Source organism: Variovorax sp. P4_B10, from assembly GCF_056402375.1.
In genome coordinates this window covers 32,759-48,653 of the sequence record NZ_JBFUHN010000035.1, presented here as the reverse complement: position 1 = coordinate 48,653, position 15,895 = coordinate 32,759, and the positions used below count along the sequence as shown (strand labels likewise).

Sequence of the window (15,895 nt, the reverse complement as noted above, 5' to 3'; positions counted from 1 at the left end):
CCGGACGACCACGGTCCAAGTTGCCGCTCCCCCTGTCCTCGGTACCTGAGAGATTCACCCGATTGCGCCTTGCAACGGGTTTGCTCCTTCGGTGCATCACGGCCACGCAAGGTGGGTGATGGCTCTCCAGACGGCGTTTGATTTGATGCAGTACTGACCCCCTGTTCGGGCCGACCTGAGCGTTTATGGGAGTTTGCGCCTTCGGTAGGGCCACCGGGGTGGCCCGCTCTCCTGCAGTGGGGCGATTGTAGGTGGAGGCCGCAGATGCGCCAACCCCGGACTTCGGCCCTGCGGGCCAATGGGATAATCGCCCGTTCACTCGCCGAAGGGCGATCGTTCTGACAACAACAGGGGACCCCATGATCCTGGTAACCGGCGGCGCGGGCTTCATAGGCGCCAACTTCGTACTCGACTGGATCGCGCAGAGCGACGAGCCGGTCGTGAACCTCGACAAGCTCACGTATGCGGGCAACTTGGAGACGCTCGCGTCGCTCCAGGGCAACCCGAAGCACATCTTCGTGCAGGGCGACATCGGCGACAGCGCGCTGCTCGACCGCCTGCTGGCCGAGCACAAGCCGCGCGCCGTCGTGAACTTCGCCGCGGAATCGCACGTCGATCGCTCGATCCACGGCCCCGAAGACTTCGTGCAGACCAATGTGCTCGGCACCTTCCGCCTGCTCGAATCCGTGCGCGGCCACTGGAGCGCACTGCCGGCCGATGCCAAGGCGGCGTTCCGCTTCCTGCACGTCTCCACCGACGAGGTCTACGGTTCGCTCTCCAAGACCGACCCGGCCTTCACCGAAGAGCACAAGTACGAACCCAACAGTCCGTACTCGGCCAGCAAGGCCGCCAGCGACCACCTCGTGCGCGCCTGGCACCACACCTACGGCCTGCCGGTGGTCACCACCAACTGCTCGAACAACTACGGGCCCTTCCACTTCCCCGAGAAGCTGATCCCGCTGATGATCGTCAACGCACTGGCCGGCAAGCCCCTGCCCGTGTACGGCGACGGCATGCAGGTGCGCGACTGGCTCTATGTGAAGGACCACTGCAGCGCCATCCGCCGGGTTCTCGAAACCGGCCAGCTCGGCGAGACCTACAACGTCGGCGGCTGGAACGAGAAGCCCAACATCGAGATCGTCAACACCGTGTGTGCGCTGCTCGACGAACTGCGCCCCAGGTCGGACGGTCAACCGTACAAAGAGCAGATCACCTACGTCACCGACCGCCCGGGCCACGACCGCCGCTACGCCATCGACGCGCGCAAGCTCGAACGCGAGCTCGGCTGGAAGCCCGTCGAGACCTTCGACAGCGGCATCCGCAAGACCGTCGAGTGGTACCTCGCGAACAGCGAATGGGTGCGCAACGTGCAAAGCGGCGCCTACCGCGAGTGGGTCCAGAAGCAGTACGACGCGGCACCAGCGAAGGCCACGGCATGAAGCTGCTGCTGCTGGGCAAGGGCGGACAGGTCGGCTGGGAACTGCAGCGCAGCCTCGCGCCCCTGGGCGAGCTGGTCGCGCTCGACTTCGACAGCACCGATTTCAATGCCGACTTCAGCCGCCCCGAGCAGCTGGCCGAGACGGTGCTGAAGGTGCGGCCCGACGTGATCGTCAATGCCGCCGCTCACACCGCGGTCGACAAGGCCGAGAGCGAGCCCGAGTTCGCCCGCAAGCTCAACGCCACCTCGCCCGGCGTGGTGGCCGAGGCGGCGCAGCAGATCGGCGCGCTGATGGTTCACTACTCGACCGACTACGTCTTCGATGGCAGCGGCAGCAAGCCCTGGAAAGAAGACGATGCAACGGGGCCACTCAGCGTCTACGGCCGCACCAAGCTCGAAGGCGAGCAGCTGGTAGCCCAGCATTGCGTCAAGCACCTGATCTTCCGCACCAGCTGGGTCTATGCCGCACGCGGCGGCAACTTCGCGAAGACCATGTTGCGCATTGCCAAGGAGCGCGATCGGCTGACCGTCATCAATGACCAGTTCGGTGCGCCCACCGGCGCCGAGCTGCTGGCCGATGTCACGGCGCACGCCATTCGCGCCACCCTGCAAGATCCGGCCAAGGCGGGCCTGTATCACGCGGTGGCGGGCGGCGAGACCACCTGGCACGGCTACGCGCGCTTCGTGATCGAGCTGGCCAAGGCCGCGGGCGTCGAACTCAAGGCCGGGCCGGAAAAAGTCGATCCCGTGCCCACCAGTGCGTTCCCGACGCCGGCCACGCGGCCGCACAACTCGCGTCTCGACACCACCAAGCTGCAAACGACCTTCGGGCTGCGCCTGCCGCACTGGCAAGAAGGCGTTGCGCGCATGCTGCGCGAAACGCTCTGAACGATCTACACGAGAACAAGCAATGACGACACAACGCAAAGGCATCATCCTGGCCGGTGGCTCGGGCACACGCCTGCACCCTGCAACGCTGGCGCTCAGCAAGCAACTGCTGCCGGTGTACGACAAGCCGATGATCTATTACCCGCTCAGCACGCTGATGCTCGGCGGCATGCGCGACATCCTGATCATCAGCACGCCGCAGGACACTCCGCGTTTTCAGCAACTGCTGGGCGACGGCAGCCAGTGGGGCATCAACCTGCAGTACGCGGTGCAGCCCAGCCCCGACGGCCTGGCGCAGGCCTTCATCATCGGCGACAAATTCGTAGGAAATTCGCCGAGCGCGCTGGTGCTGGGTGACAACATCTTCTACGGCCATGACTTCGCGCATCTGCTCGCCGATGCCGATTCGAAATCGGCGGGCGCCACGGTGTTCGCCTATCACGTGCACGACCCCGAGCGCTATGGCGTGGTGGCCTTCGATGCAAAGGGCAAGGCCAGCAGCATCGAGGAGAAGCCGGCCAAGCCCAAAAGCAGCTATGCCGTGACCGGCCTCTATTTCTACGACAACCAGGTGGTCGACATCGCCAAGGCCGTGAAGCCCAGCGCGCGTGGCGAGTTGGAGATCACGGCGGTCAACCAGGCTTATCTGGGTCTCAATCAGCTGAACGTGCAGATCATGCAGCGCGGCTATGCGTGGCTGGACACCGGCACGCACGAGAGCCTGATGGAAGCGGGGCAGTTCATCGCGACACTGGAGCACCGGCAAGGGTTGAAGATTGCCTGTCCGGAAGAGATTGCCTGGCGGCATGGTTTCATTGACCGGGAGCAACTGGCAAGGCTTGCCGCGCCGCTGGAGAAGAGCGGCTATGGCAAATACCTGAATCATTTGCTGGCCGAGGAGGTGCGTTCGTGAAGGCAACACCCACCGCGATTCCCGAGGTGCTGGTCATCGAGCCGAAGGTCTTCGGCGATGCACGGGGGTTTTTCTACGAGAGCTTCAACAGCAAGGCGTTCGATGAGGCTGTCGGGCGGCATGTCGAGTTCGTCCAGGACAACCACTCGCGCTCGGCCAAGGGCGTGCTGCGTGGTCTGCACTACCAGATTCAGCAGCCCCAAGGGAAGTTAGTGCGTGTTGTTCAGGGCGCGGTATTCGACGTGGCTGTGGACATCCGCAAGTCGTCGCCGAACTTTGGCAAATGGGTGGGTGTGGAACTCAGCGAAGACAACCACAAGCAACTCTGGGTGCCTGCGGGGTTTGCCCACGGCTTTCTCGTGCTCAGCGAAACGGCCGAGTTTCTGTACAAGACGACGGATTACTATGCGCCCACTCATGAGCGCTCGATCAAGTGGGACGACGCCGACTTGGGAATCGTGTGGCCGCCAATCGGCGTGGCCCCACAGCTGTCGGGCAAAGACCAAGCCGGCACAAGTTTTAGCCAGGCCGAAGTCTTTAGCTGATTGAGTCTGCTGCGGTGACCTTGGCGGCGCGCAGCATTCGCGCCAGCGTTTCCTCCAGTTCCGGCTCTTCCAGCGATGCATGCTGTTTGGCCAGCAATGTTTGGAGCTTGCTCGGGTCGCCGCAGAGCCGATGCACTTCATTCGGCCTGACGAAAGCCGGATTCACCTCGATGCGGGGATTGTGCGAAGTCATTCGGGCAAATGTCTCGATCACTTGCCGCAGCGCATGCGGCCGCCCCGAGCAGATGTTGTAGGCCTCGCCTGGCTCTCCATGAGCGAGTAGCAGCAAGTAGGCGTCACAGACCATCTGCACATCATTGAACTCGCGTTCTACGTCCAGATTGCCCAATGAGATCGACTGTGAGCGTGCTGCAAAGTGCACGGCCAGCTTCGGAATCAGGAAATTGGCATCCTGCCCAGGGCCGGTGTAGTTGAAAGGGCGGGTAATCACCAGATTCAGTCGGTCGCTGTAGGTCCTCGCCATGAACTCCATGGCAAGTTTGCTCATGCCGTAGTGGTTGACCGGTGCCGGCGCCTGGTCTTCCTTGATGGGGGACTGGGTTGCGTTGCCGTAGATATTGGCGCTGCTGGCCAAAAGCACACGTTTGGGCCGAACAGGCAACTGCACCAGCGCATCCAAGAGATTGGTGGTTCCAACGACGTTCACAGCGTAAAACGCGGCGTCATGCGCGTGTCCCACGAAACTGATGGCCGCCAGGTGCACCACGGCGTCGGGCGCCACCTCCAGCACTTCCTTGAGCATCGCATCGCGATGCGTCAGATCGGACTGGAGTGCGCTGATTGTGTGACCGGCCGCAATTGCGCGCTCGGCAAACAAGCGGCCGGTAAATCCTTCCGCGCCGGTAAGCAGGATCTTCAAAACGAGAAGCCCTGTGTGTTGCGTCGAATGTCGGCCTCCACCATCATCTGGCAGAGTTGTTCCAGCGTGGTAGTGGGCTCCCAGCCAAGTTTGGCCTTGGCTTTGGCGGGATTGCCGATCAGAAGCTCCACCTCGGCAGGACGATAGAACTTCGGGTTGATGCGCATTACGGTCTTGCCCGTTGCTGTGTTGACCGCAGACTCCGCTTCTCCGGTTCCCTTGAACTCGACGGCGATGCCTGCACCCTTGAACGCCATGCTGACGAAATCGCGCACGGTTTCCGTACGGTTGGTGGCGAGCACGTAGGTATCGGGCTCATCCACCTGCAGCATGCGCCACATGCCATCGACGTACTCCTTGGCGAACCCCCAGTCGCGCTTGGCATCGAGGTTTCCGAGCTCCAGCACGTCGAGCTTGCCAAGCTTGATCTTCGCAACGCTGTCGGTGATCTTGCGGGTGACGAACTCTCGGCCGCGCAATGGGCTTTCGTGATTGAAGAGGATGCCGCTGCAGCCGAAGATGTCGTAGCTCTCGCGGTAGTTGATGGTCATCCAATGGGCGTACAGCTTCGCGACACCATAGGGACTGCGGGGATAGAACGGGGTTTCCTCGATCTGAGGGATGGCTTGAACCTTGCCGAACATCTCCGATGTCGACGCTTGGTAGAAGCGGATCTTCGGGTTGACCAGACGAATGGCTTCCAGAAGATGCAGCGCGCCCACACCGGTGATCTGAGCCGTGGCGGTGGGCTGATTGAAGCTGACGCCGACGAAACTCTGGGCGGCGAGGTTGTAGACCTCGTCCGGCGCAGCGTCGCGGATCAGTGTGATCGAGCTTCCCAGGTCGGTGAGGTCGTACTCAACCAAATGAAGATCCGGATGATTTTGAATTCCGAGTTCTTCGATGCGCCAGAAGTTGACGGAGCTGGTGCGGCGGTAGGTGCCGTAGACAACGTATCCCTTAGCAAGCAGATGTTCAGCTAAATATGCACCATCTTGGCCGGTGACGCCCGTCACGATCGCGTGTTTTTTCATGAGGATCTCTCCCTTCGGTAAGGCTAGTGTCGACGCGTGTTGCACGACAATCTAGCAAGCTGGAAACGGACGATTTTGCCGCAAGAAGGAGGAAGCCCATGATGGTGTCCCCGGCGTCCCGTGCGGAGGCGGCCGAATGCCGACGGCTCCGCGTGGCGCGCTACGCGTGGTAACAAGCGGACTGCGGGCAGAATCCATAGTCTGCCATCCCTCATCTTGCATCTCCAGTGTTTGCCTAGAAACAAGCGCAGATTAAAACTACATGCCATTTATCTCTCACGCTCAAAATTTCGAAGATGTAATGCTCTGGCGAGCCCTAGGCGGTGTTCAGAATGGTTTTTTTATCGACGTAGGAGCGTGGTCTCCCGATCTTCACTCCGTCACAAAGGCATTCAGCGAGCATGGATGGCACGGGATCAACATCGAGCCCAATCCATTTTATTTTTCCCAGATCGTCGAAAAGAGACCGCTTGAAACAAACCTTCGTGTTGCCGTGGGAAATCGGGTCGGCCGAATCTCAATGAACTTCATCGAAGATACAGGCCTGTCAACCGCAGATCAGGAGATTGCTCGGGCACATACGGATGCTGGATGGAATGCTCGACAAGAAGAAGTCGACATCACGACGCTTTCGGAGATCTGGAAGAACAACATTCCGGCAGGTGCGCAGGTTCACTTTTTAAAGATCGACGTAGAAGGTCTCGAGCGTGCCGTAATCGAGGGCAATGACTGGAAGGTAAACAGGCCCTGGGTGGTGGTTGTCGAATCGACCCTTCCTCTGTCTCAGATCGAGAGCCACCAGCAATGGGAATCACTGCTGACGGAGGCGCAGTATGTTCATTGCTATTCGGATGGGCTCAATCGGTACTATGTGGCGGCAGAGCACGGCGAACTGATCGAGGTGTTCAAGTTCCCGCCAAATGTCTTTGATGATTTCACTCTGGCGGACGTCGAAGAGGAAAGAGCGCGGGCGCAGAGCTACGAATCCAAACTGAGCCTCGCTGCAGACAAGCTGAAGGTTGTCGAGGCCCAGCTAGTAAAAGCCCGGCAAATAGCGGTGACTGCAGAAAATCGATGTGCCGAGGCCGAGCAGCGCGAAGAAGAAGTCCAAAAAGTGGCGAAGGCCCAACTAGCCGGATTGAGATCGGAATTGCATATTGCAAACGAATCAAAGAACGCATTAGTCGCCGCTGCCAATGACCGGGCCGCTCTGGCCGAGCATCATCACATAGCAATTCAGAACTCCACAATATGGCGTTCGACCGCACCTATCAGAAAATTGGCTGGAATGATCCCCGGCGCTACCCGGGCTCATGCGAGGCGTGCTGCCAAGGCCCTGTGGTGGCTTCTAACGCCCACCCGGATTCCTCAGCGGCTGAAATTCATTCGTGACAGAAAGGCGATAGCAGGGCTCGGCCCGGGTCAACAGCATGAAGTGACTTCGCATGTCGCCGCGTCGCAGTCGAGTGAATATGCGAAATGGATACTCGAAGTCGAACGCTGGTCCGATGTATCCCCCTTTCCGGCGGAGGATTTTCCGGCTGTAACTTTTCTGGTGACCGGGACTGCCTCTTCCGAAAGTCTGCTTCGAACCGTTGGGTCCATTCAGGCTCAGTTCCATCAGGCATGGGAAATCGTCCTGTGTGGAGCAGCCGATGCCGCGGAGGAAAATCCGGGAATTGGTCAACTCGTCGATTCCGATTCGCGTATTCGTCTCGCGACCGCAGAAAACAAAGAAAAAGCATCCTGCTTGTCGGCGGGGTTGAAGTTGGCGCAAGGAAAATTCATTGTCGTTCTGGACTGCGGCGATATTCTTGCACCAGCGGCGTTGAATGAATTCTCCGTGGAACTGGGTCGCTTTCCCGATGCGGAAATTTTCTACAGCGACGAGGATCAGCAATCCAGCACGCAGTCTCGAGAATTGCCTCTTTTCAAGCCGGAATGGTCGCCAGACCTGCTGTATTCATTCAATTATTTTGGGCGGCTCGCCTTTTTGCGACGTGCCCTTGTTGACGAGGTCGGTGGCATAGACGTGTCATCTGGCAGTGCAGTCGAATGGGATCTGAATTTGCGCGTTAGCGATCTGGCTCAAAACATTCGAAGAATTCCAAAGGTACTTTGCCACATCAAGCAAGGCAGTGATAGGGGGCGCGCACTGTCAAATGAAGTCGCTGCTGCGGAAAATCGTAAGGTGATCGAAAAATTTTGGGCCATCAAGGGTTTTTCATCGATTGCCCGAACTCAGGGAGATGGGACTCAGCACATTGAATGGTTGCCGAGAAAATTTCCCAAGGTTTCCATCGTAATTCCAACAAAAGACAAGTCTCATCTTTTGCGAATGTGCTTGAATGGCCTGTTGCTTGGGACCGATTATCCGGACAAGGAGATTGTGGTGGTGGATACCGGTTCGAAAGAGCCAGAGACTCTTTCCTATTACCAAGAGTTGGCCGCCTATTCGGAAGTCAAAATTGTTAATTTCGAAAAAGTTTTCAACTACTCTGCTGCTTGCAATTATGGGGCATCTTGTGCGACAGGGGAGATGCTGCTCTTTTTAAATAACGACATTGAAGTTATTTCGCGCGGCTGGTTGAAGGAGATGGTGGGGTTTGCCATGCGACCCGGCGTTGGTGTTGTCGGGACAAAGCTGATCTACCCCTCACTCGAATTGCAGCACGGTGGGGTGGGTGTCGGTCCACATCTTTGCGCACTGATGTACAGAAGTGCCGGCGGGCAGCCATGGGGCGTTTTCGGGACTCCCGATCATCCAAGAAATTGGCTTGCGATCATGGGCGCATGCCAATTGATTCGCCGCGATGTTTTCGAACTTGTCGGAAAGTTCGATGAGTCTTATTTCATTGCAATGAGCGACGTTGCCTTGTGTCTGCGAGCGTGGCAGGCGGGGTACAGAACGGCATATGCGCCTTCCGCCTGCCTTGTTCATCATGAAGGTGCGACACGGGGCAACAGCAATCCTGTGAGGGATGTGCGCCGGATCGCGGACGATATCCGGGCGCTGGGAATCGATGAGGATCCCTATCTTCATCCCGAGTTGAGTGGAAATCACCCGATCCCCAGGCTGAGGTTGAACGGAGAGTTAAATCCCCGACAAACCCTCGATGGCCAGATAATGGATCGCGGCTCCATCCTTGCATTGAATCCAGTCTTTGATCTCGCCAGCGAGGGAGCCTGCGTGCAGACTGCTGGGCTTCCCCGTTGGTCGGTGCTTTGGGTTCCACAAGCTATTCACTTGGTTTCGGACAAGTGGTCGGCGGCCCGTTGGTGCCTGGATTTGCTCCGCTCCCGTCGAGATCTTCGCGTGAGATTTCCCAACGCCCTCTCTGGCGGTACCGACGGGACGTTCTATCGCTGGCTTCAGGACGAAGCAAAGGCGAAAATGCAGTTGCCAGCATCCTTCAACGAGGCTATTGAGTCGCTATTTTCCGAAGATATTTCTGCGCGAGCGAGGCAGCTATTTTTATTCAGAGAAGATGTGCGGCAGGCGATTCCGCATGGCCTGACGCCTGCAGGGCGGGGTGAGCTTTTTCGATGGTTCATGAAACATGGCCGAGCGGAAGGTGATTTGCGGCTGGAGGAGATTTGGTGGCTGTTCTGGTCGGCTGCCGAAAATCCTGCGCGCGAATTGGTGCAGGCTTATCGCTTTACCCCTGCATGGCAATCGCTATATCCAGATGCGCTAACCGTGTTCGGGAGCCAAGATTTCTCGGCATGGTTCTCGGCAACTTACAACGCAACCGATTCCTGGGTGGACCCGTCGCAATGGCCGCTTGAACTCACGCCTGAACAGCATTTGAGGTCTGCATACAACGCTAGGAACCAGTGGCGTGTCCTGCATCCGAGAGCATTTCAAAATGAAAAGGATGCGAATGCGCTGATTGACTGGCTGCAGGTGCACGAAGGTATTTCGGCCGATGCAAGACAATGGTGCTCAGATCTGAACCGGCAGGTGACTGTCGCGAAAATGATTGCTCCAGGCGTAAACATCATCGGGCATTTCTGTTATCCGTCGGGTCTTCGCGTTTCTGTCGAGGCGCTCGAAGGCGCGTTGAAGAGCGCGGCGATTCAGACTTCCTTGCGCGATATTCGCACGGATAAAAAAGATGACCCAATTCGATGGAAGTTCGATGGTTTGGAAGACTTTGACGTTACTTTAATCCATACGCAACCGGAGCCATTTTTTGGTGATTTTCATGGAAGATCTGATCTCGCTCGACGTACGTTCAAGCCGTATCGCATTGCATACTGGTATTGGGAATTCGATTCAGTTCCAGATTCCTGGATTGCCGCGGCAGAGCAGGTGGATGAGGTATGGACGGCAACGGAATTCGTCGCGAAGGGATTGAGAGAACGTCTTTCAATTCCGGTTCGCACGCTTTTCCCGGGAGTCAAATTGGGGCACTATTTGCCTCGAGATCGAGGGTATTTTGGGTTAGATAAGGAGAATTTTACTTTCCTGTTTACTTTCCACATGATGAGTGTCATGGAGCGAAAGAATCCTTTGGGACTTATTCGCGCGTTCAAGCAGGCATTTAATGCCTCAGAGTCAGTCAGTCTGGTTCTTAAAACCTCATTTGGCGATCGACATCCAGCGCAGATAGCCGAACTTCGAGAGGCCGCGGCGGGCGCCAACATCAAAATCATTGACCAAGTCTTTAGCTCGGATGAAGTGCTGTCGCTCATGGATGCATGCGACGCCTATGTCTCTTTGCATCGAAGCGAGGGGTTGGGGTTGACGATGGCAGAGGCGATGCTGATGGGAAAGCCCGTTATTGCAACCAATTACTCGGGAAATATTGACTTCATGGACGAATCCAACAGTCTGCTGGTGCCATTTGAATTGCGGAAACTCGGGCGGCCGATCCCACCATACGACGCGAATTCTGTCTGGGCCGAACCTTCTACCGAGTACGCAGCCAGTTGTATGAGGCGCCTATACGATGATCCGGCGTGGGCGGCCGAATTGGGGGCGAGGGCCAAGGTTAGCGCTGAAAAAACACTTTCGCTAGAGGTCGCGGGTCGACGGGTCGCAGAAAGAATAATGGAAATACGGGCTAGCGGAATTTACGGAGAGTAATTCCTTGCTGAAATTTCGTAAAAACTTGTGGACTAATCTTCGGCGGGAGTCACGCTTCGGATGCACTGATGTCACTGGCGCACGATTTTTCGCGACTAAAGAGTCAATTTGTTTTTCAACATCGACCGTCGCTGGACCTTTCTTCGCGAAAAACAAATCACGTCACCACGCATATCCGGCCTGAACTCGAACTCCTGAGCGGCTTCCCCGGCCACTGGACGTCGAGATTGCGGCCCCTACATTGAGGTTTTCGTCGACTTGGTACCCAAACCCCATTCCAAGAGCGCTCTGGCCTGCGTAGTAGCCTGTAGCAACGCCGACCCATCGCTTACCGGGTGGTAGTTGAGGCATGGTGGGAACGGCCATCGCTGCGGCAACGCCTTTCGCTGCGAAAGTATTGGCATCGCTAAGCACCTGAGCGTTGGCTTGGCGCATTTGATCCAAATTGACCGCGTCTGTGCCCAGTATGCCTGGCGCCACATTGGTGATGCTGCGTGTCAGCCCCGCGGCCGCATTGCCCACCGAAACGCTGTTGTCGCGGGCTGCCAGCGAGCCCTGGCCTAAAGCCACGGAGTTGGTTCCGATGGCGGAAGCATTGGCGCCGAGCGCCATGCTGTCATTCGAGATGGCTTGAGCACCGCTCCCGATGGCAATGCTGTTGTTTCCGCTGGCCTTCGTTGCCGTGTTTCCGAGCAGGATGGCGTTGCGGCCCAAATTAGTGCCCACCAACTCGTTCAGCATGCTCGTATCAGGATACACGCGAGGTATGCCGCTGATGAAAGCCCAACCGCCCGTGGTATTGGGCTGCATGCATGACCAACCCGTGGTCGAGAATCCGGGAGTACTGCAGATATTGCTCTCCGCACTGCCGGTGTAGCCGCCGCCAATGGCAGTGGAAGCGCACACAAGACCACCTTGCATGCCTCCCAGGACCAAGATGACGCTTGCCAGTGCCTTGGTCCTCGAACGGGCTTTTTCTTGTCCTGTTCCGCCGCCGACGAACGTCCAAGCGTGATTCGTCCCGGTGTGGAACCCATCGGTCGTGCTCATTTCGCCCCCTCCTTCATCTGATGTGATGAGTTGCGAAAGCTTACAAGACCAAGCTCCAGAAGAAAAGAAGTCGATAAGCAATCAGGCGGTTGAACTCGCCGGCCCGGGCGCCCGGCGATGAAGGAATGCCCCCAGCCTTTTCCTTTTACTAGGGCCTGTTAACACTAATTGCGCGCACCGCGTGTTCGAGCGACATTGGTGGCATGGAGATCACACGAGCGCAGTTTGAGCAGATCGAGGACTGCTTGCCGATTCAGCGAGGCAATGTCAGCTTGTCGAACTTGCAGGTACTCAATGCCATCTTGTACGTCGCCGAGCATGGGTGCAAGTGGCGAGGCCTGCCCAAGCGGTTCGGCAACTGGCACACCATCTACACGCGCATGAATCGCTGGGCCAAGTCTGGTGTCCTGGACAGAGCCTTCGCGCAGCTACAGCTCGCGCAAGTGGTGCAGATCAAGATCGAAGCCGTGTCGTTGGACAGCACCAGCGTCAAGGTGCATCCCGATGGGACAGGCGCTCGAAAAAAAACGGTCCGCAAGCTATCGGCAAGTCCCGCGGCGGATGGAACACCAAGATCCACCTTCTCGCCGCGGACGCGCGCACGGCCGTAACGTTCTCGTTGTCGCCGGGTCAAGCGCACGATGCACCCGAAGGTCGCGAGTTGTTGAGGCGCTTGGGCGCGCCGAATCGGCCACTGCATCTGCTCATGGATCGCGCCTATGAAGGCAACGAGACTCGGCAGCTTGCGCTCGACCTCGGCTTTATCCCTGTCGTCCCGCCACTGCGCACTCGCGTCGAGCCGTGGGAATACGACCGCGCCATGTACAAGCGCCGCAATGAAGTCGAGCGCTTGTTCCGTCGGCTCAAGCGCTATCGGCGCATCTTCTCCCGATTCGAGAAGCTGGACGTCATGTTCACCGCCTTCATCAGCTTCGCTCTCACCGCTGATGGCTTGCGGTTGTGTTAACAGGCCTTAGTCTCGCATTCTCTACTGCTCAACAATTCGGCCATGTTCCAGATGAATCACTCGATTGCATTCCTTAGCGATCAGTTCCGGTGAATGCGAGGCGAGTACGAGAATGCCGGACTTCGACACCACATCACGCATGCGTTTTTCGGCTTTTTCAGTGAACTCGGCATCTCCCACTGACAGCCATTCGTCCATCAGCAAAATATCGGCTTGAACGCTGGTTGATATTGAGAAGGCGAGTCTCATCATCATGCCGGTCGAGTAGGTTCGTACCGGCATGTTGACGTACTCGCCCAAGCCGCTGAACTCGCAGATTTCGGGCGTGAGTCTGTCGACTTCCTTCTTGCTCATGCCCATTACGAGCCCGCGCAGCATGATGTTCTCGATACCCGTAGCATCCATTTCGATACCCAGCGACGGATCGATCAGGCTTGCAACCGTCCCCTGACGAGCAAACTCCCCGGAAGACGGTTCATACACGCCTGCGAGTGTCCGCAACAGAGTGGACTTACCCGCTCCGTTGTGACCGATAAGCCCCAGTCGGTCGCCGCTTTTGAGTTCGATGTTGATGCCGCTGAGTGCCTGCACCACCGTCACGCCCGTTTCTTTGCCGAAACGGCCGCCAGTCACGGATGCGGCGAGGGTCTTCTTCAGAGATGCTGCACCAGCGCCATAAATGGGGAAATTGACAGCGACGTTTTTGAGTGAAATAAAAGCCATGGGTCAGAGCCAGTAAACGACGCGGCGGCGGTACTTCGCGAATAGCAGTGTCGAGGCGACAACGCTCGCAACTGTCCAACCCAGTATTCCAAGCCAACTATGAACTTCCGCAACACCACCCATCAGCGGGGTACGCAGCAGGTCCAGCATTTGTGCGAAGGGATTCCAGAGAACGTACTGAGCTCTGTTGGGCAGGCTTTCGGGCAGCCAGAATACAGGCGTCAGAAACATGAGCATTTGCATCACGCTCGTCACGATTTGCGTGACATCGCGAAAGCGTGTGCAAATGAGGCCGAGAAGTAAGCCGAGGGCATGAGCATTGATGACGGCAATGACGAAGGCGGGAATGACAAGCAGGGCCGACCATGACAGAGAGACCCCCGCCCACAGCGCGACCGGGATGTAGAGCACGATCTGATGCGCAAACTGGATCAGATTGCGTGCAAGGCTCCGCCAAACAAACAGGCTGATCGGAAAGTAGCCCTGCTTCAGGTAATTCGAGGATCCGACAAACGCATTGCACGCGTCGGTGACCACGGCGGAAAAAAATCCCCAGAAGATAATGCCGAGCGCAAGGTGTGGAAAGAACTTCGAGAGTTCGGTTCCAAAGAGCGAGCTGTACAGCGGGCCCATGCCTCCAATCATCGCGCCCATGCTCAAGGTAAGCCATATCGGACCCAGCATCGAGCGCCGGTAGCGCAACACGATATCGAACCATGCGAGGGTCCACCATATGTCTGTTCGGCGAGTGCCTTCCCACCAGTCGGACCACGTACTGCGATGGAGGTTTGAGTGAACTTGGCTCATGCGCGTCCGTAGGTGTCTGCCAGGCGGACGATGTCGTCCTCGCCCAGGTAGCCGCCGCACTGGACTTCGATGAGCACCAGTTCTTCTTCGCCGATATTGGTCAAGCGGTGTTTCTCTTTCAATGGGATGTAGCGGTACTGGCCCGGCAGGGTGACGTGTTCGATGTCGCCGATCTGCACGATGCCGCGGCCTTGCACGACAACCCAGTGCTCGGCGCGCTGGTGGTGGTACTGCAAGGAAAGCGATTCTCCCGGTTTTACGGTGATGCGTTTGACCTTGTACCCGTCTTCTTCCTTGAGCGAGGCGTAGGTGCCCCATGGGCGGTGGACCACGGCGGGAAGATGCACGGCTTCGTGCTTACGGCCTTTCAGCGTGTCGACGACCCGTTTCACCTCCTGCGCGCTGCTCTTGTGGGCCACGAGCAGCGCGTCGGGTGTGTCGACGATCACCAGATCATGCACGCCCAGCGTGGCGACCAGCTTGGGGCCATGACTGTCGACCTGGACATGGGTGCCCGTGGTGTCGATCGCGACGACATCCGAAGGCATGGTGTTGCCGCTCGCGTCAGGCGTGTGCGCCTTGGCGACCGCAGGCCAGGAGCCCACGTCGCTCCAGCCGAACTTGGCCGGCACCACGTAGACGTTGTCGGCCGGTTCCATGACCGCGTAGTCGATGCTGATGTCCGGCTGAAGGCCGAACGCATGCAGGTCGAACTGAATGGTACGGTCGGCGGCGGCCTGCGAGGACTTCAGCGCATGGCGTGCTGCGGCCAGCAACTCGGGTGCGTGTTTTTCGAAGGCCGCAATGATCGCATCGGCCGTGAAGCAGAACATGCCGCTGTTCCAGTAGTAGCGGCCGGTCGCCAGATACTCCTGCGCGGTCTGAAGGTCGGGCTTTTCGACAAAGCGCTTGGCCGGCTGGCTGTCGCGCGAGACCTTGGCCACCTCGACATAGCCGAACCCGGTATCCGGACCGGTCGGGCTGATGCCGAAAACCACCAGCGCGCCCTGCGTGGCGAGCCGGAACGCCTGGCTTGCGCTGGCCACGAAGGCCTCCACATCCGGCACGAGGTGATCGGCGGAAAGCACCAGCATCACTGTGTCGCCGCCGAACTGCTGGACGCATTGCAGTGCGGCAAGGGCGATGGCGGGGCCGGTGTTGCGGCCCTTGGGTTCCAGCAGCAGGGTGGCTTCCGGTGGATCGGACATCTCCCGCAGGACGTCCTTCGTCAGGAACAGGTGGTCCTTGTTGGTGACGATCATCAGATCGCCGGTGCCGCACGCCTGGCCTCGTTCGATGGCCTGCTGCAGCAAGGAAGAGCCCCCCAACTTCATGAAAGGCTTGGGGAACGCCTGGCGCGATGCGGGCCAAAGCCGGGAACCTGCCCCCCCTGAGAGCACAACGGAAAGTACGCGCATTTTTTTATAGGGTGTGAAGAAGGGGATAATTTTACCGGCCCTTGATTCGAGGGCCCGTAACGAGTGGAAGCCGCAATTTTCGTGATCTTTAGCAATGTTCAGTAAGCCAACGCTGCCGCCTTCGCAGCCCCTTCTTCGGC

General features: G+C 58.2%; 12 protein-coding genes and 2 riboswitches. Of the genes, 6 read left to right on the top strand and 6 right to left on the bottom strand.

The features are described from left to right. Window positions 1–22 precede the first annotated feature (22 nt). Window positions 23–140: riboswitch (glycine riboswitch) on the bottom strand. Window positions 141–151: 11 nt separating this feature from the next. Then, window positions 152–244, bottom strand: a riboswitch (glycine riboswitch). Window positions 245–359: 115 nt separating this feature from the next. The 4 genes from rfbB to rfbC are packed head-to-tail and all read left to right on the top strand — an operon-like array spanning window position 360 to window position 3,784. After that, window positions 360–1,439 carry a dTDP-glucose 4,6-dehydratase gene (gene rfbB, locus AC1DXX_RS17650; RefSeq protein WP_478135504.1) on the top strand — a complete coding sequence of 360 codons (1,080 nt, stop codon included), beginning with the start codon at window positions 360–362 and terminating at the stop codon, window positions 1,437–1,439. After that, window positions 1,436–2,326 (top strand): dTDP-4-dehydrorhamnose reductase, encoded by an 891-nt coding sequence (gene rfbD / locus AC1DXX_RS17645; protein WP_478135503.1) that lies wholly within the window; start codon window positions 1,436–1,438, stop codon window positions 2,324–2,326. The genes rfbB and rfbD overlap by 4 nt, the downstream gene beginning before the upstream one ends. A 22-nt stretch (window positions 2,327–2,348) precedes the next feature. Next, entirely contained in the window at window positions 2,349–3,239 is an 891-nt protein-coding gene (rfbA, locus tag AC1DXX_RS17640) for a glucose-1-phosphate thymidylyltransferase RfbA (protein WP_478135502.1), read from the top strand. After that, window positions 3,236–3,784, top strand: a complete 549-nt coding sequence (gene rfbC / locus AC1DXX_RS17635; protein WP_478135501.1) for a dTDP-4-dehydrorhamnose 3,5-epimerase — start codon at window positions 3,236–3,238, stop codon at window positions 3,782–3,784. The genes rfbA and rfbC overlap by 4 nt, the downstream gene beginning before the upstream one ends. Here rfbC and AC1DXX_RS17630 read toward each other — a convergent pair. Together AC1DXX_RS17630 and gmd are read right to left on the bottom strand one after the other, a co-directional pair. Next, a complete protein-coding gene (locus AC1DXX_RS17630; protein WP_478135500.1) occupies window positions 3,777–4,664 on the bottom strand; it encodes a GDP-mannose 4,6-dehydratase in 888 nt (295 codons plus the stop codon). The genes rfbC and AC1DXX_RS17630 overlap by 8 nt on opposite strands. Then, entirely contained in the window at window positions 4,661–5,698 is a 1,038-nt protein-coding gene (gene gmd / locus AC1DXX_RS17625) for a GDP-mannose 4,6-dehydratase (RefSeq protein ID WP_478135499.1), read from the bottom strand. Before gmd ends, AC1DXX_RS17630 begins: the two co-directional genes overlap by 4 nt. 262 nt (window positions 5,699–5,960) lie before the next feature. Between gmd and AC1DXX_RS17620 the strand changes: the two genes are divergently transcribed. Beyond that, complete coding sequence (locus AC1DXX_RS17620) at window positions 5,961–10,790, top strand: FkbM family methyltransferase (RefSeq protein ID WP_478135498.1); 4,830 nt, start codon at window positions 5,961–5,963, stop codon at window positions 10,788–10,790. A 162-nt stretch (window positions 10,791–10,952) separates the two neighbouring features. On the opposite strand, the gene AC1DXX_RS17615 is transcribed toward AC1DXX_RS17620, so the two are convergent. Beyond that, window positions 10,953–11,840, bottom strand: a complete 888-nt coding sequence (locus AC1DXX_RS17615; protein ID WP_478135497.1) for a YadA-like family protein — start codon at window positions 11,838–11,840, stop codon at window positions 10,953–10,955. Between the two features lie 203 nt (window positions 11,841–12,043). Between AC1DXX_RS17615 and AC1DXX_RS17610 the strand changes: the two genes are divergently transcribed. Further along, a protein-coding gene (locus tag AC1DXX_RS17610) for an IS5 family transposase (protein WP_478135496.1) occupies window positions 12,044–12,807 on the top strand; the annotation gives its coding sequence in 2 pieces (ribosomal slippage) (window positions 12,044–12,359 and window positions 12,359–12,807; 765 coding nt in all). A gap of 21 nt (window positions 12,808–12,828) precedes the next feature. On the opposite strand, the gene AC1DXX_RS17605 is transcribed toward AC1DXX_RS17610, so the two are convergent. Genes AC1DXX_RS17605 through AC1DXX_RS17595 form a run of 3 tightly spaced genes read right to left on the bottom strand, consistent with a single transcriptional unit; the run spans window position 12,829 to window position 15,755 of the window. After that, window positions 12,829–13,530, bottom strand: coding sequence for an ABC transporter ATP-binding protein (locus tag AC1DXX_RS17605; RefSeq protein ID WP_478135495.1), 702 nt, complete (start codon window positions 13,528–13,530; stop codon window positions 12,829–12,831). 3 nt (window positions 13,531–13,533) lie between these two features. Then, window positions 13,534–14,337, bottom strand: a complete 804-nt coding sequence (locus AC1DXX_RS17600) for an ABC transporter permease (protein ID WP_478135494.1) — start codon at window positions 14,335–14,337, stop codon at window positions 13,534–13,536. Further along, complete coding sequence (locus AC1DXX_RS17595) at window positions 14,334–15,755, bottom strand: mannose-1-phosphate guanylyltransferase/mannose-6-phosphate isomerase (RefSeq protein WP_478135520.1); 1,422 nt, start codon at window positions 15,753–15,755, stop codon at window positions 14,334–14,336. Before AC1DXX_RS17595 ends, AC1DXX_RS17600 begins: the two co-directional genes overlap by 4 nt. Between the last annotated feature and the right edge of the window lie 140 nt (window positions 15,756–15,895).